Source organism: Marinobacter sp. DUT-1, assembly GCF_050379415.1.
Classification (GTDB): Bacteria; Pseudomonadota; Gammaproteobacteria; order Pseudomonadales; family Oleiphilaceae; genus Marinobacter.
On sequence record NZ_JBNRLS010000001.1, the window covers coordinates 877,599 to 902,533 of the forward strand.

A 24,935-nucleotide genomic window follows, 5' to 3' on the forward strand; every position below is an offset into this window, starting at 1 on the left:
CGTACGACCTAAGTATTATGATCCAGTAAAACTCGTTCCGTTTGGGCGCAATAATTGCTAACGTGAACTAACATAAGGAGTTGTTCATCCCTACAGGGAACGAAACACCTCATAAAAACGACAAGAGGATAGAAGAGCAATGAAGATCCGTTCTGTTCTTTCCGCGGCTGTGCTGGCTGTGGCAACTACCTTTGCCGCCACTCAGGCGCACGCACAGGAAAAATTCACCCTGCGACTGGCAGAGACCTGGGGCCCGAACTTCCCGATCTTTGGTGACACCACCAAACGATTCGCCGAGCTGGCCGAGGAAATGTCCGATGGCCGCCTGCGCATCCGCATTGATTCCGCCAACAAGCACAAGGCTCCCCTCGGCGTCTTTGACATGGTCAAGGCCGGCCAGTACGACCTGGGCCACTCCGCCTCCTATTATTGGAAAGGCAAGGTTCCCGAAACCCTGTTCTTCACCAGCATGCCCTTCGGCATGACAGCCATCGAACAATACGCCTGGTTCTACCATGGCGATGGCATGGAGCTGATGCAGGAAGTGTATGAGCCCCACAACATGCTGTCCTTCCCGGGCGGTAACACCGGCGTCCAGATGGGCGGCTGGTTCCGCAAGGAAATCAATTCTCTCGAAGACCTGCAGGGTCTGAAAATGCGGATCCCGGGCTTCGCCGGGGAAGTCTTCGCAGAAGTGGGCGTCAGCCCGACCAATATTCCGCCGGGTGAGCTGTACACCGCTCTGGAGCGCAACACCATTGATGCGGTTGAGTGGGTAGGACCGGCCCTGGATCTCCGTCTGGGCTTCCAGCAGATTGCCGACTACTACTACACCGGCTGGCATGAGCCGGCCACTGAGCTGCAGTTCCTGGTCAACAAGAAGACCTGGGACGAGCTGCCCAAGGATCTGCAGGCGATCCTGAAAACCGCCATGCGTGTGTCCGCCTATGACATGCTGGTTCACTCGCAGCACGCCAACGCGGATGCCTGGGCCAGCATCAAGGAAGAACACCCGAACGTCCAGATCAAGCAATTCCCGACTGATGTGTTCCAGGCCATGGTTGCGGCCAATGAAAAGTTGCTGAAGGAAGCGGCAGCGGACAATGAGCTCGCGGCTCGCATTGTCGAGTCCCAGGAAGAGTATCTCGAGAAGACCCGGGCCTACACCGACATCTCCACACGGGCCTATCTCAACACCATGGCCGAAGTCGAGTAAGATATCGGCAGTTACGGAGCCGGGATCGCTCTCAGAGTGGTCCCGGTTTTGTCGTTTATAGCAACTGAAAAGTCGCCAGCCCGCTTGGCGGAGGAACCTCACTGATGCGGTGGATTATCAAACTGGACGAGGGCCTGGCCTGGCTCTCGAAAATCTGCGGATGGATCGCCTGCGTGGCAATGATCCTGATGGCAGTAAACGTCTTTTACGACGTAGTGGCACGCTATGCCTTCAACTCTGTGTCTATTGGCATGCAGGAAATGGAGTGGCACCTTTACTCGGTGGTTTTCCTGTTGGGTATTCCCTACGCGCTGCGCACGGATGGCCACGTGCGCGTGGATGTGTTCTACACCAACTGGAGCAACAAGGCCAAGGCCTGGGTCAACCTGGTCGGAGCCATCATTTTTGTCATACCGTTTGCTTATCTGATCGGCACCTACGGTTATAACTTTGCCCTTGATTCCTACACCATGGGTGAAGGCAGCGGCGATCCCGGCGGCCTTCCCCATCGCTGGATCATCAAGTCAGTGATTCCGATTACCGCTTTCTTCATCGGGACGGCGGGGCTGAATATGGTGACTTTTGCCATACGGGTTCTTTCCGGTGAAAAGCAGTATGAGGTGGAACACAGCGGGGAGGGTCTCGCATGATCGGTATGATTATGTTCGGTGTTGCCCTGTTCATGCTGATGATCGGTTTCCCGGTGGCATTCACTTTCGGCGGCGTTGCCCTGTTTTTCGGCATCTATGCCGAGGGCATGGACCTGTTTGCCTTCATGCCGTTCCGTATCATGAGTGTGATGCAGAATACCGTGCTGATGGCTGTTCCCCTGTTCATCTTCATGGGTGTGGTGCTGCAACGCACCCGTTTGGCGGAACAGCTACTCACCTCCATGGGACGCCTGTTCGGCGGCCTGCCCGGCGGCCTCGCCATCTCCACCATCCTGGTCGGCGCCCTGCTGGCAGCCTCTACCGGCGTGGTCGGTGCCAGCGTGGTCGCCATGGGCCTGATCTCCCTGCCTGTGATGTTGGCTCACAAGTATGACAAGCGCCTGAGTACCGGCACCATCTGTGCGTCCGGCACCCTGGGGCAGATCGTCCCGCCTTCCATCATCCTGATCATTCTCGGTGATGTGCTGGGGCTGCCGGTCGGTGATCTGTTCAAGGCCGCCGTCTGGCCCGGTGTGGTCCTGATCGGCCTCTATATCATCTATATCCTGATCCTGACCCGGTTGAAACCGGAAACCGCACCGGCAATGCCGGAGGACCCGACCCGCTCAAGAAGGCAGGAGATCGTGTCCGCGCTGATCGCCATCATCCCTCCCTTGGCGTTGATCGTGGTTGTGCTCGGTTCCATCTTCACCGGTATTGCTACCCCCACCGAGTCCTCAGCCCTCGGCGGCGTCGGTGCAGTGGTTCTGGCAATCATCTATCGCCAGTTCTCGTTCAAGATGGTGTGGGACAGCGCCGCAGATACCGTCAAGGTGACCGCTATGGTCTTTGCCATCCTGATCGGCGCCACGGCCTTCTCCATGGTATTCAGTTACACCGGCGGTGATTACCTGCTGGAAGACTGGCTGCACATGCTGCCGGGCGAGCAGTGGGGCTTCATTATCCTGGCCATGGCAGTGATCCTGGTGCTGGGCTTCTTCATCGACTTCGTGGAGATTTCCTTCATCATCGTGCCGATTCTGGCGCCGGTGGCCGAAGCCATGGGCATCAACATGCTGTGGTTCGCCATCCTGATCGCCATGAACCTCCAGACCAGCTTCCTGACGCCACCGTTCGGATTTTCGCTGTTCTACCTGAAAGGGGTGGCACCGCCGGAAGTGAAAACCACCGATATCTACAAGGGCATCATTCCGTTCATTGCCATACAGATATTCGTGCTGGCCCTGATCGTCATCTTCCCGGAATGGTTCGGGATGAGTTCGACCTACTGAGCCAATGGCTCCCTGATGAACCGGGCTTCCAGGCCCGGTTTTTTTATGCCCGACCGGAACCAACCTGACAATCTGTGATCGTTTTCTATACTGAACGAAAGTCGCTCATTTCAGACAGGTAACCGAGGGAAGGGGAACCCCATGACTGACAGTACTGCCCGGAAAACCGAACGATCGGAAAAAGAGCAGAAAGCCCACGTTCTGACCCTGCCACTGGCAGACACCCGGGTTGACCGCGAGCCGCACAACTACGAGCGGTGGCTGGTCACCAAACTGATGCGCATGGCGGGTTCGCCGCCCGTTCGGTTCAGGCTCTGGAACGGAGATGTCATCGAGCCGGAGCAGCAGGAAGCCAGCTTCACCCTGCACCTGAAAGATCCCAAGGCCCTGTATTCACTGGTCGCCAACCCGAACCTGGCCTTTGGCGACCTGTACGCCGCCGGTCGGCTCGATATCGAGGGCGACCTGCCCGACCTGATGGAAACCCTGTACCGGGCGGTCCATGCGGCGCGCGAGAGGTGGCCTCGGTGGCTTGACGCATTGTGGAAAAACCACAATCCCCGGTCCACCGGTATTGCCGAAGCCAAGGAAAACATCCATCACCATTACGATCTCGGCAACGAGTTCTACCAACTCTGGCTCGACCAGGCCGAAATGCAGTACACCTGCGCCTACTACGAAGAACCGGAGCTGACCCTGGAACAGGCCCAGCTCGCCAAACTGGAACATGTGTGCCGAAAACTTCGACTCAAGCCGGGCATGACGGTGGTGGAAGCCGGCTGTGGCTGGGGTGGTCTGGCCCGCTACATGGCTCGCAACTACGGCGTAAAGGTGCACTCCTACAACATTTCCAGGGAGCAACTGGCCTACGCCCGGCAGGAATCCGAACGCCAGGGGCTGGATGGGCTCATCACCTATGTAGAGGACGATTACCGCAACATCGAGGGACAGTATGATGCCTTCGTGTCTATCGGCATGCTCGAGCACGTGGGCAAGGAGAATTACCCGGCACTGTCGGAGCTGATCAAGCGCAGCCTGAAGCCGGATGGTATTGCCCTGCTCCACAGCATCGGCCGCAACCGGCCCAAGCTGATGAACGCCTGGATCGAGAAACGGATTTTCCCGGGTGCCTACCCGCCCAGTATTGGCGAGTTCATGGAGATCTGCGAGCACAGCGACTTCTCGGTACTCGATGTGGAGAATCTCCGACTGCATTACGCCCAGACGCTGACACACTGGATGGAGCGTTTCGAGGCCAGCCAGGACAAGATCGTGGAAATGTACGACGAGCACTTCACCCGCGCCTGGCTCCTCTACCTCGCCGGCTCCATCGCGGCCTTCCGGGCCGGGTCACTGCAACTGTTCCAGGTGGTGTTCACCCACGGGGGCAACAACAAGCTGCCACAAAACCGGGGTGACCTGTACACCTTCCCGGCAACCCCAGAGGAGGCCTGATGGATTATTACGACCTGATCATCGTCGGCGCCGGCCCGGCCGGCTCAACCCTGGCCAAGGCCCTGGAGAACTCCGGCAAACGGATCCTGATTATCGACAAGCAGGACTTTCCCCGGGACAAGACCTGCGCGGGGTGGGTCACTCCGGCAGTCATGAAAGAGCTGGATATCGATCTGACGGATTATGGTACCGGCCGGACCCTGCAGCCGATCCGCCGGTTCCGGATCGGTATGATGGGCCAGCCTCCGGTGGAGAACGATCATGGTGAGGTGGTGAGTTACGGCATCCGGCGTTGCGAGTTCGACAACTACCTGCTGGACCGGGTAACAACGGCCGCCCGACAGCTGGGTACCCCGGTGAAATCCATCGAACGCCGGGACGGCAACTGGGTCGTCAACGACACCTGGGAGGCCCCACTGATCGTCGGTGCCGGGGGCCACTTCTGCCCGGTTGCCCGCCTGCTTGGTGAGGGCCCAGGCAGCCACGAAACGGTGGTGGCGGCCAAGGAAGTGGAATTCGAAATGACCGACGAGCAGGCCAGCCTTTGCCAGGCCCGGGGCGACACTCCGGAGCTGTGGTTCTGCCGGGATCTCAAGGGCTATGCCTGGGTGTTCCGTAAGGGCAACTACCTTAATATCGGCCTGGGCCGTGAGGACAACCACAAACTGAGCGAACATCTTCAGGCATTTGTCGAGGAAATGAGAACCAGCGGCCGCATCCCCGCTGACCTGCCCGGACGCTTCAAGGGACATGCCTACCTTCTGTATGCCCACGCCGAGCGCCCCCTGGTCGACGACGGCGTGATCCTGATTGGCGATTCCGCCGGACTGGCTTATACCCAGAGCGGTGAGGGCATCCGCCCGGCCGTGGAATCGGCCCTGCTTGCCGCCGAGGTGCTCCGCAAGGCGACAGATTATTCCGCACCGTCCCTGCAAGTGTATGGCGATGCCATTGCCGAACGCTTTGGCAACCGGGCATCGGATACGGAACAGAGCTGGCAGGTACCGGAGTGGCTCAAGACACCTCTAGCCAGCACTCTGATGCGCTCCCACTGGTTTACCCGCAAAGTGGTGACGGAGAAGTGGTTCCTGCACCGGGAGGTGCCGCCGCTTGAGGTGGCAGTCTGAAACGCAAAGAGGCCGGGCAATTGCCCGGCCTCTGAATTTCCTCGCGACGACAACCTTACTGCAACCGCTGGCGACGCCTTGGAACTGCGAACTTAGAACTTCACACGCATGCCCGCAAGGAAGCCCATGTCGGTGTTATCTTCGTCGGTATCCGCAACTTCGGCAAATACACTGACATTTTTGGCAGACGGCATCTTGTAGGTCACGTTGGCGTACCAGGCAGTCACATCTTCCTGACCATCGGTTTCCTGATTCTGCATACCAACAGCAACATCAGTGGTGCTGGCAACGCCGACTACGGCCGCTACGTTATAAAGCGTGGTTTCGAGGTCTGTGTTGCTGTCGTCAGTGACGCTGTAATCCGCCGCGAGGGTTGCGAACCCTGCATCATAGGCAGCACTGACACCGTAGGTATCCAGAGAGTCAGCACCGATCGGCGTGTGCTGCTGGTAGGCGGCAGCGAGGGTCAGACCAGCAAACTCGGTAGCAGCGAACAAGTCGAAGAACTCACCGGTGATTCCATCCTTGTCTTCAGCTTCCAGCTCATGAGATGCAACCAGGTAGACGTTCTCCAGCTCAACGTCGAGGCGTATGGTGTCATCACCGTCGGTATCGACAGCATCGAACTGGTCTTCATCCAACGGAGCTTCATAGGCTTCTTCAATGCCAAACTCGTCAGACGCGAAGTTCTGCTTACCAATGGACAGAGCCGCAACGCCGTACTGCATGCCAACGTAGGCTTCCTCGATCGGCTCGTTCACATCTTTGCCGTTAGCATGATCCTTAAAGTCAAAATCCAGGCGACCGAAAGCCTTCATGTTGTCACCCAGATCATAGCTGACATAGTTTTTCAGCTCCAGATCGTCAAAATCCACGTATTCATTGGTGTCATCTCCAATTTTTTTACGCAGTTGAATCTGGAAATCACCGTTCAGCTTGTAGGTAAAACCCTCTTTCTCGTAAACAGTTGCAGCACTGGCAGAACCCACAGCTACAGAGGACACAGCAACAGCCAGAAGAAGCTTCTTCATTTGTTTCGACTCCATTATCGATTGGTTTTATGGACTTCAATTGCTGGAATGAATCCAGTTCTTCCACTCATCCCGAGTTGTCTTATCGGCTTTCAAATACCAGTAGCGCAGCATTTGATTCACCATTTCCTGATCCGGGGCACCTGCCGATGTCGACGGCCGCCCTTCTTCTTTTCCCAGTAATTCCATGTCGGCGCCCGGGAGGTTGGCACCCAGGGCCGCCGGAGATTCGGAACGGTTGAAAGCCTCCAGCTCTTGCCCGTAATCACGGACCAGCTGAAAACCTTCCTTTTCCAGAACATCCACATCGAACTCGACTGACTGCTGGTCGGCGGTGGTCAGCTGCCAGTTGCCCCTCCGACTGAACGTTTCCAACTCGCGGCTGCTGCGAATCTCCGGCGCCTGCAATGTCAGTTCCACATTCTCAGCTTCGAACAGCAGCACGAACGCGTCGCTGGTTTCCGGCATACCTTCGTCAGAGGACCGGCCCACCTCTACGGTGCAATCCACCACCAGCTGATGCCGTCCGTTGGTCAGGGTCAGCGGCCCGGCAGAATCGATGGCGGCACCGTCCAGGGCCCGTACACTGACGCACGGTCCGGGATTGAGCCGCACCTCGGACCAGGCCAGCGAAGGCAGCAGCGCACCCACCACAATCAACGTACTGAAAAACGAATTCACTCTAATAATCACTTGCTCTAGACGACCTATTACGTGAATTGCTGAGCAGCCTAACCGGCGTTTGTTACCAAACCGTTTCACTGGGCCAGATCGCTTGAAATTCAAAAAAGCCGGGGGTGTCCCCCGGCAAGACCTTGTTAACTCAAAGAAACAACACAATGAAAAACACATTTCGAAGCCACTGCTGAAAATGGTGTGCTGGCCATTCCAGTGGCAGTCACTCGGAACCGCTTCAAGCTTCGGGAGGCAGTATGAGGAGGGCTTGTGACAGGAATATTAAGAAAAGATATAAACAGGGTTACTTCACGATCTACCAGACATGAAAAAGCCGCGCTGGCCGCGCGGCTTTGCTTTAAGGAGTCAGGCCGGACATAGAGTGTCCGTCAATTGGCCAGCTTGATACCCCACAGGGTGGTGGTGCCGCTGACTTCATTGCCCACTGCCAACATCGGCTGGCCGTTCGGACTGTCCTGGGCAGCGATAAAGGCCAAGCCCTCGGGCCCCAGGTCGCCAGCGGCGGCAGAGGTCACCTCCGCCGTGAAATCCCGGTTGTTGAAGTAGCCGGCAAAGACCCCCTGCCCCGGGTCCGTCACATCGTAGACCATGATTCCGCCAACCCTTTCCAGGCCAATAAAGGCATAGCTACGCCCATCGATTTCGCCGACTACAACCGCTTCCGGCTCCGGGCCTTTGTCATCCGAACGGTCATCAAAGCCATTTTCGTCATTGCTGCTATTGAAGAACTCCGGATTGGCCTCAGCCACGATGCGCTCGAAATCGCTTCCGGAATCGAACACTGGCACTCCCTGGGCATTCCAGATGGTGAAGGAGCGCGCACCGTAGGAATACAGTTCGTTGTAAACGCAATCGGATTCGACATCGGTTGCCAGGTCGCTCGGGTTACATCCATTGCTGATACCCGAAGCCGATGACACCCGCAAGCGGCCCAGATTTTCCTGCTTCTGTAGTTCCTGGTGGTCAGGGAAGGCTTGCGGGGCCAATTGCAGGTCCTTGATGCGGAACTCCTCGGTCCAGCCATCGTAATCCCTGGCATCGCCTTCATTGGCGGTCAGGTAGTAGGCCTGGCCGTTGGCGCCGTATGCTGTGATGGCATCCGGCATATACATGCCCTTGATCGGCCAGTTACGGAGCTGGATGACGCCGTCCTTGTTACTGGCATCCAGTTCATTGCCCGCCACGCTGTGATCCTTGAAGCCAAGGGGAAGCACCTCGACAATCCGGGCATTGGCGATATCCAATACAGCAACCGCATTGTTTTCCTGAAGCGTAACCCAAGCCTCGCTGTTATCCGGGGACACCGCGATGTACTCCGGCTCAAAGTCCCGAGCGGCAGAAGCGTCGGGACCAAAGATCCGGACTCCAGATGCTCGCAGCTCATCTTCACGACCGTTGAAAGCGGTGAAATCGGCGGTTCGCACAGTCGCTTTTTCGATACCATGGGTCAGATCGATCACACTGACCGAGCCTTCCGGGTCACGATCGTAGCCTTTGCTGGGCTCGCCTTCGTTGGCAACCAGCACTTTCTGGCCATCACGGGTGAAGGTGACCATATCGGGCAGTGCGCCTACCTCAACCTCACCTAACTTGTTCAACCGGGTGGCGTCGTAGAAGACAACCTTGCCATTGTCCTGTTTGACCTCGGCTTCAATTGCCACCGCAACCAGGTTGCCATCAACTGCCACACTGTTGGCCGATGCCCCCTTAACAGTAGCGTCGATGGTATGCACCCGTCTGGGATTGGCCGGATCGCGGATGTCGATCACATCCACGGTGGAGGCATTAGCGTTAACCACGAACAGGCGCTGGTTACGCTTGTCGTAAGCAACGATTTCCGCTGCACTCTCATCGAAGACGTTGCCCATCGGACGGTAACTGCCCAGAACATTCAGCTGAAGTTGCGACTTGCGGTTATCCAGCTCGTTCTCGACTTTTCCGGCAGAGTCCAGTGAACCACATGCACTGAGAACCGCGCCCGACAGCAAAACCGCACCAACTGACAAAACACCTTTCATTTCCATGATCACCTCTTGTCTGTGGACCCTTGTTGGTCGGCACAAGAGAGTACAGTCCGACCGTGACAGGAACCTTTCAGACCTGAGAGGTTTTCTTGCTCGATGCCTGTTCCGGAGATAAAAAAAGGCGACTCGGATGAGCCGCCTTACTGGAAGATTCGAGTTATTGCACCCGGTTCTACTTCCCGAGGTAACTCCGATACATCCACACCGTCTTTTCCTGCTGCGAGATATAGTCGCTCATCAGGGCAACGGTGCCTTCGTCCTCGGCGTCACCGGCCAGGCTCAGCAGGTTGCGCTGCTTGCCAATGAGCTTGCCGAAGCTCTCCACGATGTTCTCCACCGCTTCGCGACCATCGGCGACATCCTTGCGCTCCGGAATTTCAGAACGCTCCATGTAGGTGCTGTATGCGTGAGCCGGACGGTGGCCCAGGGTAAGGACCCGCTCGGCGATCTCGTCGATTTTCAGGAGCAGGTCGTCATACAGCTCCTCGAACTTGGCGTGCAACTCGAAAAAGTTCTCGCCCTTGATGTTCCAGTGATAGCCACGGACATTCATGTAAAAGATCTGGTAGTTGGACAGCAGATCGTTCAGGGCGTCCGACAGCTCAACAGTTTTTCCACTATCGAGACCAATAAAGTTCTTGCTCATTACGTACCTCCTTGACGCTGATTGAAATCTTTAAGACCCACCGTAAGCGGGATGACAAGATCCGTGAAGTTGTATCCGACAATCTCTTTCATAGCCCAGACTAATATGGATACTCGGGTCTCAATAGCCCGGCACTATCAATTACCCTCAGACAATCTATTTAACAACAATTCTCACTTGCTCTTAAATGGGATCTACAGACAACACATGTGGAGCGGATCATGAGTGCCTTGAAACTGTTCATACATGACCATGGTTCGAAGGGTGACCAATCCTTGCTGAAGACAATCACCTTCGCCATCACCCACTTTATCGTTGCCTTTTCGGTCGCTTACCTGCTGACCGGCGACGTCATTGTGGGCAGCCTGATTGCCATGGTCGAGCCGGCCATCAACACCGTTGCCTATTTCTTCCACGAGAAGATATGGGCTCGCCACCGACGTAATGCAAGGGGCTCGGACAATACCCTACCCCACCATCAGCCCGGCACCTGCTGACTGAGATCAAGGGAAGGGCCGGTCAGACTCCCGGCCCGCATTCGAGGCACTCATCGGCCAGCTCTGGTCCGATCTGGAGGTTCCGGTTCAGCTGCTTGAGCGCGGTACGTAGTCCCTCTTCGATCACCGGATGGTAGTATGGCATCGCCACCATCTCACTGACGGTCATGCGTTTCTGGGCACACCACGCCAGCAGGTGCGCCATGTGTTCCGCCGCCGGCCCGAACATTTCTGCGCCCAGGAAAAGACCACTGCCATGCTCGCCATAAACCCGGAGAATCCCCCGGTTCTTGCCAATGACGCGACTGCGCCCCTGGTCGGCAAATGACACTTCCCCCACCGCGAAACAGCCATGGCATTGCTTGTCGACCTGGTCAATGGTCAGACCCACGGAGGCGATCTGGGGATCGGTAAACACCACACCAAGGGGAACATGACGCAGACCGGTGCGCACATCCGGCCAGGCGGCCGCATTGTCTCCGGCGATGCGGCCCTCGTCCGCAGCCTCGTGCAGCAGGGGGCGATCGTTGTCGGCATCGCCGGCTATGAAGATGTGGCTGTCGCCGCACCGCAGGGTGTACTCGTCAAACACCGGTGACCCCCGGTCATCCAGCTCGATATCGGCATTCTGGATATCCAGGTTATCCACATTCGGGCGGCGGCCCGTAGCTGCCAACAGATAATCGAAAGTCTCGGTAACCGCCTCCCCCGAGCCGTTCCTGAAGGTCACGGCCACCCCCTCATCGGTCCGCTCGACGTCGGTGACATCGGCATCCGGATCCAGCGGGAACTCCTGGTTGAAGATCTCCAGGGCACAGGCGAGGATGGTATCGTCCTGGATCGAGCCGATCGCACCGCCAACGCCGAACATCCGAACCCGCACACCCAGGCGGCTCAGGGCCTGACCCAGTTCCAGTCCGATCACACCGGGTCCGAACACCGCCACCGAGTTCGGCAGGTCATCCCAGTCAAAAACGTCATCGTTGATGACAAGGCGATCCTTCGCCTCCTTCAGGAAGCCAGGAATATTTGGTCGGGAGCCGGTGGCGATGATGATCCGTTCGGCATGGACCTCCACGTCATCGCCAACGACCAGACAGTTGGGGCCGGCAAAGCGGGCATGCCCCATCAACCGATGGGGCCCGGGGAAGCCATTGACGGATTCCACTACCGACGAGACAAACCGATCACGTTCCTGGCGCACCCGCTCCATGACCCGGCGGCCGTCTATTGAAATCTTTCCCGGCGAGATACCGAATGTCTCTGCCTCGACCATGGCATGGGCATGTTCTGCAGCCGCAATCAGCAACTTGCTGGGCATGCAGCCGACCCGGGCGCAGGTTGTGCCGTATTGCTCTCCCTCGATCAGGACGACCCTGTCTGTTGCCTTCCGTACACGCTGGTAGGCCACCATCCCGGCCGTACCTGCCCCGATGATCGCCACGTCCACTTCGCGCTTTTCCACAACATGCCTCCTGCCCGCCCGCATCAGACGGGGTCCTGTGAATTCTCTGGCTTGTCCGTTTCTTCCAGTATAGAAGCAGGCCGGGGGCTAACGTAAAGCAACGCGGTATCGCACAGGACACCGGCCTGAAAATGACCTACCCTTACCGCTTTCTGCCAACAGGTTCGACGGGAGATACCGGATGGTTCAATACTGGCCAGAATTCCTGACCATTGTTGTGGCTCACCTGCTGGCTGTGGTCAGCCCCGGGCCGGATTTTGCGGTGATGCTCAGGCAGGCCCTGTGCCAGAGCCGGAGGAATGCGTTACTGAGTGCCGTCGGGGTGGGCGCCGGCATTCTGGTTCATGTGACCTATTCCCTGCTGGGCATCGGGCTGCTGATCAAACAATCGGTGATGCTGTTCAGCGTATTGAAAGTGGTCGGGGCCCTGTACCTGGCATGGATCGCCCTGCAGTGCCTCAGGGCCAGGTCCGGCAGTATTCATGTGGAGACCGGGAACGCACCGGCACAGTCAGCCTTCGCGGCATTGCGGCTCGGTTTTCTCACCAATGCCCTCAATCCCAAGGCGACGCTGTTCTTCGTGGCCCTGTTTTCGGTGGTGATCAGCCCCGGCACACCACTGGTGGTGCAGGCGGGGTATGGAATTTATATGGCAGTAGCCACCGGCATCTGGTTTGCCCTGGTGGCGGTATTCTTCACCCTGCCCCGGGTTCGCCAGGCCTTCAGCCGGTTCGGCCACTGGCTGGACCGGGTCATGGGTGGAGTGTTGCTGGTCCTGGCTGCGCAACTCCTGCTTTCTACAGTGAGCGAATCACAGCCTCTGTCTGCTCCCAGCCCAGGCACGGATCGGTGATCGAGCAGCCATAGAGCAGCTCGGGACCGTCATCCTGGCGCCCCGGTTCGAGGAAGCTTTCCAGCATCAGTCCACGGATATGGGTGTTACCGGCCCGCCTCTGCGCCATGACTTCCCGGGCAATATCGATCTGGCGCTCCGCCTGTTTGCAGGCGTTGTCGTGGCTGCAGTCCACCATGACGGCAGTGGACAGGCCTGCTTTTTCCAGTCCCGCCACGGCAGCGGCGATGCTGTCCGCATCGTAGTTGGTCACTCCCCGGCCGCCGCGGAGCACCAGATGGGTATCCGGGTTACCTCGGGTGGAGATCATTACCGGGGCCCCGGTGGCAGACACACCCAGGTGATGGTGTGGATGGGCCGCGGACTTCATGGCGTTGGTGGCCACCGTGATTCCGCCGTCAGTGCCGTTCTTGAAACCGACCGGCATGGGCAGACCGCTCACCATTTCCCGATGAATCTGGGATTCCGTGGTGCGAGCCCCGATAGCGCTCCAGCTGACCAGGTCACCCAGGTAATCCATGGCGAACGGACTCAGTGCCTCGGTGGCCAGGGGCAACCCGAGCCCGGCCAGCTCCCGCAGAAGCCGGCGGGAACGAATCAGCCCCTGCTGCAGGTCCCCCTGCCCGTTCCGCTCCGGATCGTACAGCAGACCTTTCCAGCCCACGGTGGTTCGGGGCTTCTCAAGGTACGCCCGCATCACGATCAGGAAACGGTCACTGACACCCTCAGCCAGCTGTTTGAGCCGGCGACCGTAATCCAGAGCTGCTTGCTCATCGTGAATGGAACACGGGCCCATCACGATCAGGGTCCGGTCATCCCTGCCCTGGAGGATATTCCGGATCGCCTGTCGATAGCCCTGCACCTGAGCCAACAGATCCGGTCCTGCAGGAAACTCCCGGCGCAGCTGTTCCGGTGATGGCAGGGCGGTTTCCTGTCGGTGGCTGTCTGCTGCCGCGACAGCGTCGTTCAGCGCATCGGCTTTCAGTGGCATGTTCATAGCGGTGTTCCCGTTTCCCTTGGTCAGAATCAAAAAAGCCCCGGCTGGGCTACCAGTCGGGGCTTTTTTGAGTCCGGTGGCAGCCTGGGTTACTGCCGGGCTGCCTTCCTCGTAATTCGTCGGATCAAAATCCTATGGGCGGCCCGGGTTCTGGCTAAAATAAAAGCCATAACCAAACCACCAAAAAAACACAGCAGCGACCGCAGCGATCGGTTTCACCCCGAAAGCTTGCAGAACATTCAATTGACAGGTCGCGTTTGTGGTCTTCATGCTTTTCAATATATACCTCTGGTTTCCGCCTTGGCAACCCGGAGGCCAAAGTTTTTCCGTTTGCCGTTCATTCTCGGAGTGCCAATGCCCCCATTCCACCTCGCCTCCTACCGTTTGCTGGCCCTGATGGTCATAGTCATGCCCCTGTGGCTCGCTTCCGGGACTGCCCATGCCCAGACCGAGACCCGCAGTTATCAACTTAAGGCCCGCCCGGCTGAAGATGTGGCTGCCCAGATCCGGGATCTGTATGCCGATGCACCCATCACGGTAACGTCCCGGGGACAGCAGCTGATGGTGCGGGGCGAGTCCCGCCTGCTGGATGAAATCGGCACCCTGGTGGAGTCACTGGATAGGGCCCCCGCCCAACTCCGGATAACGGTGAGGACCCGTGAGGAGGTCAGTGGCGAGCGCTCGGGGGCGGGCGTCTCAGCCCGGGACGGGAACGTCGGTGTCACCGTGGAGCGCAAGAGCACCAGCACCGGCAGCAATCAGCTGCGGACCCTGATGGTCCAGGATGGCCAGACTGCCCACATCACCTCGGGTCAGGTCCGCACCCTGCCTATTGCCATTCGTGGCGGCCGGAATCCGGCGGCGATTCTGGAGCAGGTGGAAACCCGCACCGGTTTCCTGGTCAGCCCCCAGGTCATTTCCCGTCAGGCCGTGGAACTGAACATTGTCTCATTCGAGGAGGACCCGGCACAGATTCAGGGCTATGAGACGGAAGCGCTGCTGACGATCCGGCGGGGCGAACCCGGGCAATGGGTGTCCCTGGGCAGCATTGCCCGAAGCAGTCGACGCAGTAGCAGCGGCATTGCCTATCAGATGGAGAGCAACCGCTCCGGCAGCCGCAGCGTAGAGGTCAAAGTGGAGGTTATGCCCTGAATCAGGCCCTGGCTTTCCTCAGCAGCACCTGTTTGGCTTCGTTGATCTTGGCGGCAAGGTAGTCGTTGCCGCCCCGATCCGGGTGCAGTTTCTGGATCAAACGGCGGTGGGCCGCGATGATGTCCTCCCTCGGGCAGCCTGGCTCCACTCCGAGTATTTCACAGGCCTCGTGCTCGGACATATCACTGGTCGATGGCTGACTCGGGCCGGCCTGCTGCCGGGAATCAAGCTCCGGATCGGGGATCTCCCTGCCCATCATCCGGGCCAGCGCCGGGGCATACTTCAACAGGGCCGGCACCTTGCGCAGCAGGGGGATTACAGCCGCAACGGCGGCGGTAATGACGTGGACCCGACCAGTCAGTACCATAAACAACAACAGGGCGCCGCCGACCACCAGCACGCTCTTCCAGGCGGCATCTTTCTTCTTTTCCGGCGTCAGCGCGCCCCAGCGTTTGAGAATAACGAAAACGGCCGCGGCCAGGGCCAGGCCGAGAATCCACTGCATGGGCTAATCCCCTTTTGGCATGCGGTCGTAATTGTGTCACCTGCGATATGGACAATACCAGTGTCCGGCAAGCGGAGGGTAGCACCGTGCGTCCCCGGTACACTGCTTGTCGCTCCGATTTCTGAATTTAGTCTTAAAGCCTGTCAAAACGGTGACAACCCCTTCCGTTTTTTTATAGGATGCTATGTTTTACGGAAAAAATAACAGCCTCCAATATCACCTGTGTTGGTCCGAGGCATCAACACTCAATGGACACAGATTCCAGGGTCTGAACTATGCGCACTGCTTCCCGCTTCATCATTGTCATTATTTTTCTTGGCGTCGTCCTTGGTGGCATCTTTGGCTACAAGTTCTACCAGTTCGGCCAAATGAAGGAGCAAATGTCCCAGCCGCAACCGCCGGCCAAGATATCCGCGACCGATGCCCGCGTCGAACAGTGGACACCCTCTATCAAGGCCGTTGGCAGCATTGAAGCCATTAATGGTATCGAGATTGCCAACGAGGTGCCCGGTGTCATCGAGAGTATCAACTTCGAATCCGGCGATACCGTCCAGCAAGGCGACGTGCTGATCCGTCTGAATGCAGAAATCGACGAGGCGGCGCTGCGCACACGACGGGCGGAAGCCCAGCTTGCGGAACAGGAATTCAAGCGGGTATCCGACCTCCTGCCCAAGCGTGCGGTATCACAATCCCAGTACGACCAGGCCAAGGCCAACTACGACGCCGCCCGGGCGCGGGTGAACGAGGCGGAAGCCCAGCTCAATAAAAAGATTATCCGGGCGCCGTTTGACGGCACGGTGGGCATCCGGATGGTGGACCAGGGTGAGTACATTGCCACCGGCACGCCGATTGTCGAGATCAACATGCTTAACCCGATCTACGTAGACTACACCCTGTCCGAAAAGAACCTGGCCGATATCGCGACGGGCTTCCCGGTGAAAGCCACCGTGGCTGCGGTTCCGGACGCCGAGTTCGAGGGCGAGATCAGCGCCATCAACACCTCGGTGAATCCGGAAACCCGCACCGTACGCGTTCGTGGCACTCTGCAGAACGAGCAGCAGCTACTCCGCCCGGGCATGTTTGCCACGATCATGACCCTTCAGCCCGAGGACAACGAAGTGGTCACGGTGCCAAGAACCGCAATCTCCTACAACACATACGGTGACTTTGTCTTCGTAGTCGAGGAGAACGACAATGGCGAGTTGGTGGTCAACCGCCGTACCGTCAGCACCGGTCAGACCCGGGAAGGCCGGGTAGCCGTCCTGTCCGGCCTGGAAGCCGGTGAAACCGTTGTGTCCAAGGCCTTGCTGAGATTGCGGGCCGGCCAGAGAGTCGAGATCCAGGAAGATGCCGGGCAAACGCAGGAGGCGTCTGAATAATGCGATTTACCGACATTTTCATCCACCGGCCGGTGCTGGCAACGGTGGTCAGCCTGCTGATCCTGCTGCTCGGTGCCCGGGCCGCCATGGAGATGGAGATCCGGCAGTACCCGGAACTCGAGAGCACCACGGTCACCGTCACCACGGCTTACCCAGGGGCCAGTTCCGACCTGATCAAGGGCTTCATCACCACGCCCCTGCAACAGGCCATCGCCGAAGCCAGTGGTATCGATTACCTGACATCAACCAGCTCCCAGGGCGTATCCACCATCGAAGCGAAGATGGTACTGAACTACGACGCCAATGCTGCCCTGGCGGAAATCCAGGCCAAGGTGGCCAGTCAGCGCAACGTACTGCCCGCGGAAGCGCAGGACCCGGTGATCACGTCCACAACCGGTGATTCTACCGCGCTGATGTATATCGCCTTTTATAGTACCGAGCTGGCGGTACCGCAGATAACTGACTACCTCACCCGGGTGGTACAGCCGAAGCTGCAGGCGCTCTCGGGCGTCGGCAAGGCCCGTCTGTTCGGCCGCAAATTTGCCTTGCGGGTATGGTTGGACCCCGAGCGACTGGCCGCAGTCGACATGACCCCGCCGGAGGTGGTCGCCAGGCTCCGCGCCAACAACTACCAGGCCGCAGTGGGCAACACCAAGGGCCAGTATGTTGAAATCGCCATGACCAGCGATACAGACGTGGCCGACCCGGACCAGTTCCGCAACCTCGTGGTGAAAACCCGGGACGGCACCCAGATCCGGCTCCAGGACATCGCCCGCGTGGAGCTGGGCTCGGAAACCTATGATGAGCTGGCACTGTACAAGGGTCAGCCGGCCACTTACGTTGCCATCGAACTGGCCCCCGGCGCCAACCCGTTGACGGTGGCGGGCCTGGTCAAAGATGCGCTGCCGGATATCGAGAGTCAGTTGCCCTCGGGGCTGGATGTCCGGCTCGCCTATGATGCCTCCGACTTCATCGAAGACTCCATCAACGAGGTGATCAAGACCCTGCTTGAAGCATTGGTCATCGTGCTGGTGGTGGTATTCCTGTGCCTCGGCTCCATTCGCGCCTCAGTGGTGCCCTCCGTGGCGGTACCGCTGTCCCTGATCGGCGGTGCCTTCATCATGCTGATGTTCGGGTTCTCCCTGAACTTGCTGACCCTGCTGTCCATGGTGCTGGCCATCGGTCTGGTGGTGGATGACGCCATCATCATGGTGGAGAACGTGCACCGGCACATCGAGCAGGGCGAATCCCGGTTCGAGGCCGCCATCAACGGGGCCCGGGAAATGGCCGTGCCGATCATTGCCATGACCACCACCCTGGTGGCGGTCTACGCGCCCATCGGTTTCATGGGCGGCCTGGTGGGCTCGCTGTTCACCGAATTCGCCTTCACCCTCGCCGGCACCGTGGTAATCTCGGGCATCGTGGCACTGACGCTGTCCCCCATGCTGTCCGGCAAGGTGCTCAAGCCCCACGGCAACCCGGGCCGGTTCGAAGTGCTGGTGGAGAAGACGTTCAACGGCCTGTCGAATGCCTACAAGTCCGCCCTGTCCTCACTGATGCAAACCAAATCCGTGGTGGTGTTCTTTGCAGTGGTGGTACTGGGCTCCATCTACTTCATGGTGATGATGAGCCAGAACGAGCTGGCACCCACCGAAGATCAGGGCATTCTGTTCTATCAGGGGCTGGGCTCCCAGACAGCCACACTCGATTACCTGCGCGAGCACGGCAATGAGGTTCAGGAGCGCATGTCCACAGTGCCCGGTTACAATGAGGACTTCATGATTCTGGGTATTACCAGCCCCAACGCGGTCTTCGGTGGTTTCAAGATGAAGCCCTGGAGTGAACGGGAAGTAAGCCAGTTTGAAGTCCAGCCCATGCTCGATGCCGAGCTGAAGAAGGTGACCGGCCTGCAAACGGCGGTGTTTCCCCGTCCTTCCCTGCCAGGTTCCGGCGGCGGCCTGCCGTTCCAGTTCGTGATCACCACCGGCAGCAGCTACGAGCAGCTGGACCAGGTGGCGGATGAGCTGCTGGGCAAGGCCATGGGCAGCGGCAACTTCATGTTCTTGCAGAAATCCATCAACTTTGACCGACCGATCACCCGCATCAACGTCGACCGTGACCGGGTCGCGGACCTGGGACTGTCCATGCAGGACATCGGCCAGGCGTTGTCCAGCATGCTCGGCGGCGGCTATATCAACCGGTTCAGCATGGAAGGCCGTTCGTACCAGGTGATTCCCCAGGTCGATCAGCAGTTCCGGCTGGATGAACAGGCCCTGAACGACTACTACATCCGCACGGACATCGGTGAACTGGTGCCCCTGGGCAGCGTGGTGAGTTTCAGCCACGATGTCGAGCCGTCCAACCGGACCCAGTTCAACCAGCTGAACTCACTCACCCTGCAAGGGGTCGTGATGCCGGGTGTGGCCCTGGGCGATGCCATGGACTTCATGGAGCAAACTGCGGACGAGGTCTTCCCCCAGGGCTTCAGTTCCGACTACACCGGGCAAACCCGCCAGCTGGCGACCCAGGGCAGCGCTTTGGTGGTGACCTTCTTCCTGTCCCTGCTGGTGATCTACCTGGTACTGGCTGCCCAGTTCGAAAGCTGGCGTGATCCGTTCATCATCCTGGTATCGGTGCCCATGTCCGTCGCTGGCGCCATGGCGTTCATCGTGCTGGGCTTCGCCTCCATGAACATCTACACCCAGGTGGGACTGATCACCCTGATCGGGGTGGTGTCGAAGAATGGCATCCTGATTGTGGAGTTCGCCAACCTGTTGCAGAAGGAACGGGGCCTGGACAAGGTGCAGGCGGTGATCGAGGCGGCTGCCATCCGTCTGCGCCCGATCATCATGACCTCTCTGGCGCTGATCTTCGCCATGGTGCCGCTGCTGATTGCCGTCGGCCCCGGTGCGGAGAGCCGTTTTGCCATCGGCCTGACCATCAGTGCCGGTCTTGGCATCGGCACCCTGTTCACCATCTTCGTACTGCCGGCCTTCTACATCCTGCTGGCGCGGGACCATCACGGTTCGGCCGCCGATGAGTACGGTGACGAAGCCGAATCCGGAGAACCGGCAACAGGTCACTGATAGCCGCAACTGAAAAAGCCCGGTCACCGAACGGTAACCGGGCTTTTTCTTTGGGGGTCAGGGGATGACTCAGCCGGCCTGCTTGCTGGCGGCCCGGTCCAGGAGCGATCGCCGCCACTGAATGGTCTCACTTGGCAGTTCGCCAAAATGCTCCCGGTAGAGTGCCGCAAAGCGCCCCAGATGACTGAAGCCTGCGTCAGCCGCATAGTGGGAAATATGGGGTTCCTCGCACTGGCAGTCCACCAACCGGCGCCGCACACGGACCAGCCTGCAACGCTGGTAGAAGCGGTAGGGTGTCACCCCGGTCTCCCGTTTCATAAGGTAGTAGAGGTTGCGTTCGCTGGCTCCGGCATGGCTTGCCAGTTCCGGCAGGTCGAATTGCCAGTCCGGTTGACTCCGAATCCGGTCGATGGCTCGTTTAACCCGGCGATCAAGCACGGGCGACGCCAGCTCCGCGAAAACCTCTCCCGTCGTCTCCAATTCCACCAGACGCGAAATCAGCTCCCGGGTGCCAGCGTGCGCCTGCTCACTGTCCCGAAAAAACCGAGCCTGCAGGAGGAACCGGTCAATCAGGCAACAGATCGTGCTACCAGAGACGGATCGAGAGGTTTGGCCTACGGGTACCATCGGCGGTGCTGCGGGGACAGCCATCACCAACCGGGTGCCTGCAGCCAGGCGCAACGCCAACGATCCCGGGGCGGTACGGCAAGCTTCGCGATGAACGTCGCGCACTCCACACCGTTCCCCAATACGCACTTGCCCCGCCAGGACGCGCAACCACAAGGGTACGGGGGAGTCCCAACCGGTGATAATCAGTTCCTGCTTAACCGCCAGACAAATGACCGTGCCCTGGTCAGACGCCACGACATAGAGGGCGCCAACAGCCGAATCACTGTCGTGTGTTGAGCTGCACTGAATCGATGGCAAGACCGCCAACAACCGCAGCGCTGCCTGAAACTCTGACAGTGAGGCGCGATTCAGGCGAAGAAAGCCATCCAGTTCAACGGTTGCCAAGGGTTCCCGGGACATAAAACCACATAAGTTTAAGGGACTTTGCTCTTTTTATTGGAAATCGCCCCGAAACCCTAGCCATATTTTGCAATCACCTGGTCAGGAAGCCACATAATCATACCGGAATTGATGTCCATCAATCAGAAGATCAACAACCTGACCCCACCCAAAGGGTTTGCTCAGCAGATACCCCTGACCCCGATGGCAACGCAGCTCACGCAACTTCTCCAGCTGCTCCTCACTCTCGATTCCTTCGGCCACCACTTCCAGCTCCAGGGCCTCGGCAATCCCGAGAATGGCCGAGACAATCCGCGCGTCCCGGGCATCAGTTCCCAGCTGCCGGGTAAACTGGCGATCAACCTTCAGGACCTGCACCGGGAGGGTGTGCAGGTAGGCCAGGGAGGAATAGCCGGTTCCGAAATCATCGATGGCCACGCCAACGCCCTGCTCGCCAAACCTGCGCAATCGCTGCAGACAGCGGGCGGAAAGACTCATCAGGTGGGTCTCCGTGATTTCCAGCTCCGGGCGCCAGCCCAGGGCCGCCAGACGGTCGAAAAAAGGGCCGAGCACCTGGTCCAGACGCGCATCGGTAATCTGCCGGGCGGAAATATTGATGGCCAGGCGCAAGCCGTGGGGCAGCTGCGCCTTGGACGCACTGTCGAGATCCGACTGGACGCACCGTAACAGGTGCTCGGTCAGATCATGAATGTGGCCCCGGTGTTCCGCGATGGGGACAAAATCGGCCGGCGAGATCTCGCCAAACTCCGGATGGAGCCATCGGAAAAGCGCCTCCAGCCCGACTATTCGCCCCGTGGCCAGGTCAAACTGGGGCTGATAGACCACCCGGAACTGCTCCGGTGCGGTTTTGAGGGCGGCGATCAGTGCCTCCGACAAGCGCTGTTCCCGTCGTCCCTGCTCACTTTCCACGGCACTGTAGAGACGGAAACAGGCACGGCCGGCGACCTTGGCGGTATACATGGCCCGGTCCGCATTCTGCAAAAGATCGGCACTGGTTCGCCCGTGGTCCGGAAACATGGCACCGCCCACAGACGCCGAAAGGAAATACTCACGGCCATCCACCCGGATCGGACCCTGGAACGCCTGGTTCAGTCGCTCGCCGACGTTCTCGAGTTCCAGGTCGTTCTCGACCTCGACAATGGCCGCAAACTCATCCCCGGACAAACGGGCCAGCACGTCGTTGCGCCTCAGGGTACTCCGGATACAACGGGACGCTTCCATGAGCACCCGGTCACCACAGTCATGCCCATGGAGATCGTTGATCGATTTGAAGAAATCAAGATCAATGAACAGTACCCCGAAGCAGCCACCCGCATCTTGACGGCGGTCCACCCGGGCTTTCAGGAATTCCTGGAACAGCGAGCGGTTAGGCAGCTCGGTCAACGGATCGTAATAGGCCAGGGATGCCAGGCGTTCGTCCCCGGCAGCCGGATCCCCCACATCCATGAACACGCCGGCATAGAACTTCCGGGAACCCTGGATTACGGGATAGATGGACAGCCATTGCGGGTAGGTTTCGCCGTTCTTGCGACGGTTCCAGATCAGTCCCTCCCAGCGTCCGGTGGTATGGATGCTCTCCCACATGCCCCGGTAGAATTCCTGGGAATGCAGACCTGAACTCAGCACCGAAGGTGGCTCGCCGAGCACCTCCTCATGGCGATAACCGGTGACGGCCTGGAAGGCACGATTGACGTAGGCAATGCGCGGCTCGGTGGTAGACAGCATGATCGCGCGGGGGTGATGCTCCACCAGGGCCCTGAAGTCCTGCTGTTGTACTGCTTGCATGGCGGACTCTCTTTTTTGTTATATCCGTGGCCGTGGCCAATCGGTTGGGACGTCAAGCATATCGCCCGAATGTCGCCTGCCAAGCCATATTTTGCAGAACAACCGGCATTTACGACCAAAGCATCATAGGGTGTGGCAATTTCAAGCCAGGGCGAGATCATGTACCCTGAAACCCCTCCCGACCAGCACTCAGGGACTATAACCGACTGTGACTCTGAATAACCTGTTCTGGCTCTTTCTGGCCTGCTTTGCCGCCTGGTACTGGTGGCGGGCGAAGGCCATCAAGGATTTCGTGTTGCAGGCGGCGCGACGTTACTGCAAAACCATGGATGTCGAACTCCTCGACGATGCGGTGTACCTGCGCGGCCTATGGTTCAAACGTGACGACCACGGCAGGCTGAGAGTCTGGCGCCGTTTCCTGTTCGACTTCACTGCCACCGGTGAGGAGCGTTATACGGGGCGGGTGATCATGCTGGGCACCAGAATCCTCAATATGGAACTGGAACCGCACCGTTTCTGAGACCTGATTCGCGTTCTGATACAAACAGTTACGGAGCTGAAACCTGACTGTCATATTTCTGTAGCATTCTGCCCCATTCTGAACATCCAATTCCAGAAGGCGTAAGAATGCGAACACTGCTCTCCTGTTTTCCGACGAAGCTGGCAGCCCTGCTGGCGTTATCTGCGCTGGGCCTTCCCTCACAGGCTACCGACCTGCAGATCCATGGTTCCAACACGGTAGGCGCCACACTGGCCCCAATGCTGGTGACCGGCTACCTCGAACAGCGCACCGGTTCATCCGTTTCTGCAAAAGCCACTTCAGTTGAAAACGAAAAGGTGATCCAGGCCACCGACGGCGGCAGACCGGTCCGGGTACTGGTCGCTGCCCACGGTTCCAGCACCGGCTACAAGGCCCTGGCCGCGGGCAAGGCGGATATCTGGGCATCGTCTCGCCCGGTCAAAGCGAAGGAAGCCGAACAGTTCCGCAGCCGCGCCGACCTCACTACCCTGGACAGCGAGCACGTGATTGCCATCGACGGCCTTGCGATCCTGGTGCATCCGTCCAATCCGATCAATCAGCTCAGCATTGACACCCTCGGCAGAATCTACGCCGGCCAGATCCGCAACTGGTCCGAGCTTGGTGGCCCGGACCGACCCATCAAGCTCTATGCCCGGGATGACCGTTCCGGCACCTGGGACACTTTCAAATCCCTGGTCCTTGGCAAGCGTTACTCCCTGGCCGCCTCGGCCCAGCGTTATGAATCCAACGACCAGCTGTCCGACGATGTCAGCCGCGATCCGGCCGGCATAGGCTTCGCCGGCCTGGCTTCGGTACGCAGCAGCAAAGTGCTGGCTATCTCCGAGGGTGATGCCCCCGCACTCAAGCCGAATCAGCTCACTGTCGCCAGCGAAGACTACCCGCTGTCTCGCCGGCTGTTCATGTACACCCCGGGCAAACCCAAGAATAGCCTTGCCTCGGAACTGGTTGAATTTGCACTGGCCGGTGAGGGTCAGGAACTGGTGGCCGAATCCGGCTTCATCTCTCAGAACCCTATAGCAGTGAAACCGGTGTTCGACAACTCAGTGCCCGCCTCCTTCCAGCGGCTGACCGACCGTTACCAGCGTCTGACCGTCAATTTCCGCTTTGCGGAAGGCCGCACCAAACTGGACAACAAGGCATTGAGGGATTTACGCCGAGTCCGGGACTACCTCAATCAGACCGGCAAGACCGCGGATGACCTGATGCTGATTGGCTTCGCCGACCAGCAGAGCAACGAACTCCGGGCCCAGATGATCTCTGAGCTGCGGGCGCTGTCAGTGCGCAAGGCACTCAACGAAGTGGGCATCAGGGATGTGGCCTATACCGGTTATGGCCACTACATGCCCGTCGGCGGCCGGGGCAGCCAGCGCAACGGCCGGGTTGAGGTCTGGATCCATTCCCCCCGGGAGGGCTGATTAGACCAAAGAAAGCCCCGGATCTTCGGCAATCACCTATCCGCGTGGGCGTCACAGATATGTTTGGGTTTCCTATACTGTGCTGGTCATTTCC

Annotated in this window: 21 protein-coding genes; 12 read left to right on the top strand and 9 right to left on the bottom strand. The window is 58.9% G+C overall.

The window, feature by feature from the left end:
• Positions 1–139 precede the first annotated feature (139 nt).
• From ACQUTG_RS04050 to ACQUTG_RS04070, 5 genes are all read left to right on the top strand, one after another.
• Positions 140–1,216, top strand: a complete 1,077-nt coding sequence (locus ACQUTG_RS04050; protein ID WP_428918148.1) for a TRAP transporter substrate-binding protein — start codon at positions 140–142, stop codon at positions 1,214–1,216.
• A gap of 104 nt (positions 1,217–1,320) precedes the next feature.
• A complete protein-coding gene (locus tag ACQUTG_RS04055) occupies positions 1,321–1,866 on the top strand; it encodes a TRAP transporter small permease subunit (RefSeq protein WP_428918149.1) in 546 nt (181 codons plus the stop codon).
• Complete coding sequence (locus tag ACQUTG_RS04060) at positions 1,863–3,158, top strand: TRAP transporter large permease (RefSeq protein ID WP_428918150.1); 1,296 nt, start codon at positions 1,863–1,865, stop codon at positions 3,156–3,158. The genes ACQUTG_RS04055 and ACQUTG_RS04060 overlap by 4 nt, the downstream gene beginning before the upstream one ends.
• A 141-nt stretch (positions 3,159–3,299) precedes the next feature.
• Positions 3,300–4,613 (top strand): class I SAM-dependent methyltransferase, encoded by a 1,314-nt coding sequence (locus tag ACQUTG_RS04065; protein ID WP_428918151.1) that lies wholly within the window; start codon positions 3,300–3,302, stop codon positions 4,611–4,613.
• Positions 4,613–5,740 carry an NAD(P)/FAD-dependent oxidoreductase gene (locus ACQUTG_RS04070; protein WP_428918152.1) on the top strand — a complete coding sequence of 376 codons (1,128 nt, stop codon included), beginning with the start codon at positions 4,613–4,615 and terminating at the stop codon, positions 5,738–5,740. The genes ACQUTG_RS04065 and ACQUTG_RS04070 overlap by 1 nt, the downstream gene beginning before the upstream one ends.
• A 92-nt stretch (positions 5,741–5,832) precedes the next feature.
• Here the strand turns inward: ACQUTG_RS04070 and ACQUTG_RS04075 are convergent, their stop codons facing one another.
• The 4 genes from ACQUTG_RS04075 to ACQUTG_RS04090 form a co-directional block, all read right to left on the bottom strand.
• The gene (locus ACQUTG_RS04075; RefSeq protein WP_428918153.1) at positions 5,833–6,771 is read right to left on the bottom strand and encodes a porin; all 939 of its coding nucleotides are present in this window, start codon (positions 6,769–6,771) and stop codon (positions 5,833–5,835) included.
• A gap of 36 nt (positions 6,772–6,807) precedes the next feature.
• Positions 6,808–7,452 (bottom strand): DUF2057 domain-containing protein, encoded by a 645-nt coding sequence (locus ACQUTG_RS04080; RefSeq protein WP_428918154.1) that lies wholly within the window; start codon positions 7,450–7,452, stop codon positions 6,808–6,810.
• 383 nt (positions 7,453–7,835) lie between these two features.
• A complete protein-coding gene (locus ACQUTG_RS04085; RefSeq protein ID WP_428918155.1) occupies positions 7,836–9,491 on the bottom strand; it encodes a choice-of-anchor I family protein in 1,656 nt (551 codons plus the stop codon).
• Between the two features lie 172 nt (positions 9,492–9,663).
• Positions 9,664–10,137, bottom strand: coding sequence for a Dps family protein (locus tag ACQUTG_RS04090; RefSeq protein ID WP_428918156.1), 474 nt, complete (start codon positions 10,135–10,137; stop codon positions 9,664–9,666).
• 221 nt (positions 10,138–10,358) lie between these two features.
• On the opposite strand from ACQUTG_RS04090, the gene ACQUTG_RS04095 reads away from it, so the two are divergent.
• Positions 10,359–10,634 (top strand): DUF2061 domain-containing protein, encoded by a 276-nt coding sequence (locus tag ACQUTG_RS04095; RefSeq protein ID WP_428918157.1) that lies wholly within the window; start codon positions 10,359–10,361, stop codon positions 10,632–10,634.
• A 22-nt stretch (positions 10,635–10,656) separates the two neighbouring features.
• Here ACQUTG_RS04095 and ACQUTG_RS04100 read toward each other — a convergent pair whose 3' ends face one another.
• Positions 10,657–12,099, bottom strand: coding sequence for a dihydrolipoyl dehydrogenase (locus ACQUTG_RS04100; protein ID WP_428918158.1), 1,443 nt, complete (start codon positions 12,097–12,099; stop codon positions 10,657–10,659).
• Positions 12,100–12,280: 181 nt separating this feature from the next.
• Between ACQUTG_RS04100 and ACQUTG_RS04105 the strand changes: the two genes are divergently transcribed.
• Complete coding sequence (locus ACQUTG_RS04105; RefSeq protein WP_428918159.1) at positions 12,281–12,952, top strand: LysE family transporter; 672 nt, start codon at positions 12,281–12,283, stop codon at positions 12,950–12,952.
• Here ACQUTG_RS04105 and ACQUTG_RS04110 read toward each other — a convergent pair.
• A complete protein-coding gene (locus tag ACQUTG_RS04110) occupies positions 12,897–13,949 on the bottom strand; it encodes a 3-deoxy-7-phosphoheptulonate synthase (RefSeq protein ID WP_428918160.1) in 1,053 nt (350 codons plus the stop codon). The two genes, ACQUTG_RS04105 and ACQUTG_RS04110, sit on opposite strands and share 56 nt — an antisense overlap.
• A gap of 354 nt (positions 13,950–14,303) precedes the next feature.
• Between ACQUTG_RS04110 and ACQUTG_RS04115 the strand changes: the two genes are divergently transcribed.
• Positions 14,304–15,101, top strand: coding sequence for a secretin N-terminal domain-containing protein (locus ACQUTG_RS04115; protein WP_428918161.1), 798 nt, complete (start codon positions 14,304–14,306; stop codon positions 15,099–15,101).
• Between the two features lies 1 nt (position 15,102).
• Here ACQUTG_RS04115 and ACQUTG_RS04120 read toward each other — a convergent pair whose 3' ends face one another.
• A complete protein-coding gene (locus ACQUTG_RS04120) occupies positions 15,103–15,606 on the bottom strand; it encodes a DnaJ domain-containing protein (RefSeq protein ID WP_428918162.1) in 504 nt (167 codons plus the stop codon).
• Between the two features lie 275 nt (positions 15,607–15,881).
• Here ACQUTG_RS04120 and ACQUTG_RS04125 point away from each other — a divergent pair, with 275 nt between their 5' ends.
• Positions 15,882–16,985 (top strand): efflux RND transporter periplasmic adaptor subunit, encoded by a 1,104-nt coding sequence (locus ACQUTG_RS04125; RefSeq protein WP_428918163.1) that lies wholly within the window; start codon positions 15,882–15,884, stop codon positions 16,983–16,985.
• On the top strand, positions 16,985–20,071 hold the full coding sequence (locus ACQUTG_RS04130; protein WP_428918164.1) for an efflux RND transporter permease subunit: 3,087 nt from the start codon (positions 16,985–16,987) through the stop codon (positions 20,069–20,071). Before ACQUTG_RS04125 ends, ACQUTG_RS04130 begins: the two co-directional genes overlap by 1 nt.
• Before the next feature lie 69 nt (positions 20,072–20,140).
• Here ACQUTG_RS04130 and ACQUTG_RS04135 read toward each other — a convergent pair whose 3' ends face one another.
• Both ACQUTG_RS04135 and ACQUTG_RS04140 read right to left on the bottom strand, forming a co-directional pair.
• Positions 20,141–21,100: a helix-turn-helix domain-containing protein gene (locus ACQUTG_RS04135; protein WP_428918165.1), complete on the bottom strand. Its 960-nt coding sequence runs from the start codon at positions 21,098–21,100 to the stop codon at positions 20,141–20,143.
• A gap of 81 nt (positions 21,101–21,181) precedes the next feature.
• Positions 21,182–22,885 carry a putative bifunctional diguanylate cyclase/phosphodiesterase gene (locus ACQUTG_RS04140; protein WP_428918166.1) on the bottom strand — a complete coding sequence of 568 codons (1,704 nt, stop codon included), beginning with the start codon at positions 22,883–22,885 and terminating at the stop codon, positions 21,182–21,184.
• Between the two features lie 208 nt (positions 22,886–23,093).
• Between ACQUTG_RS04140 and ACQUTG_RS04145 the strand changes: the two genes are divergently transcribed.
• Complete coding sequence (locus ACQUTG_RS04145; RefSeq protein ID WP_428918167.1) at positions 23,094–23,405, top strand: DUF3301 domain-containing protein; 312 nt, start codon at positions 23,094–23,096, stop codon at positions 23,403–23,405.
• A gap of 107 nt (positions 23,406–23,512) precedes the next feature.
• A complete protein-coding gene (locus ACQUTG_RS04150; protein WP_428918168.1) occupies positions 23,513–24,841 on the top strand; it encodes a substrate-binding domain-containing protein in 1,329 nt (442 codons plus the stop codon).
• Positions 24,842–24,935: the final 94 nt, after the last annotated feature.

Excerpts from the sequence above, each read along its gene's own strand:
- ACQUTG_RS04050 (WP_428918148.1), top strand. The coding sequence starts at position 140 with ATGAAGATCCGTTCTGTTCTTTCCGCGGCTGTGCTGGCTGTGGCAACT.
- ACQUTG_RS04055 (WP_428918149.1), top strand. The coding sequence starts at position 1,321 with ATGCGGTGGATTATCAAACTGGACGAGGGCCTGGCCTGGCTCTCGAAA.
- ACQUTG_RS04060 (WP_428918150.1), top strand. The coding sequence starts at position 1,863 with ATGATCGGTATGATTATGTTCGGTGTTGCCCTGTTCATGCTGATGATC.
- ACQUTG_RS04065 (WP_428918151.1), top strand. The coding sequence starts at position 3,300 with ATGACTGACAGTACTGCCCGGAAAACCGAACGATCGGAAAAAGAGCAG.
- ACQUTG_RS04070 (WP_428918152.1), top strand. The coding sequence starts at position 4,613 with ATGGATTATTACGACCTGATCATCGTCGGCGCCGGCCCGGCCGGCTCA.
- ACQUTG_RS04075 (WP_428918153.1), bottom strand. The coding sequence starts at position 6,771 with ATGAAGAAGCTTCTTCTGGCTGTTGCTGTGTCCTCTGTAGCTGTGGGT.
- ACQUTG_RS04085 (WP_428918155.1), bottom strand. The coding sequence starts at position 9,491 with ATGGAAATGAAAGGTGTTTTGTCAGTTGGTGCGGTTTTGCTGTCGGGC.
- ACQUTG_RS04090 (WP_428918156.1), bottom strand. The coding sequence starts at position 10,137 with ATGAGCAAGAACTTTATTGGTCTCGATAGTGGAAAAACTGTTGAGCTG.
- ACQUTG_RS04095 (WP_428918157.1), top strand. The coding sequence starts at position 10,359 with ATGAGTGCCTTGAAACTGTTCATACATGACCATGGTTCGAAGGGTGAC.
- ACQUTG_RS04105 (WP_428918159.1), top strand. The coding sequence starts at position 12,281 with ATGGTTCAATACTGGCCAGAATTCCTGACCATTGTTGTGGCTCACCTG.
- ACQUTG_RS04110 (WP_428918160.1), bottom strand. The coding sequence starts at position 13,949 with ATGAACATGCCACTGAAAGCCGATGCGCTGAACGACGCTGTCGCGGCA.
- ACQUTG_RS04115 (WP_428918161.1), top strand. The coding sequence starts at position 14,304 with ATGCCCCCATTCCACCTCGCCTCCTACCGTTTGCTGGCCCTGATGGTC.
- ACQUTG_RS04120 (WP_428918162.1), bottom strand. The coding sequence starts at position 15,606 with ATGCAGTGGATTCTCGGCCTGGCCCTGGCCGCGGCCGTTTTCGTTATT.
- ACQUTG_RS04125 (WP_428918163.1), top strand. The coding sequence starts at position 15,882 with ATGCGCACTGCTTCCCGCTTCATCATTGTCATTATTTTTCTTGGCGTC.
- ACQUTG_RS04130 (WP_428918164.1), top strand. The coding sequence starts at position 16,985 with ATGCGATTTACCGACATTTTCATCCACCGGCCGGTGCTGGCAACGGTG.
- ACQUTG_RS04135 (WP_428918165.1), bottom strand. The coding sequence starts at position 21,100 with ATGTCCCGGGAACCCTTGGCAACCGTTGAACTGGATGGCTTTCTTCGC.
- ACQUTG_RS04140 (WP_428918166.1), bottom strand. The coding sequence starts at position 22,885 with ATGCAAGCAGTACAACAGCAGGACTTCAGGGCCCTGGTGGAGCATCAC.
- ACQUTG_RS04150 (WP_428918168.1), top strand. The coding sequence starts at position 23,513 with ATGCGAACACTGCTCTCCTGTTTTCCGACGAAGCTGGCAGCCCTGCTG.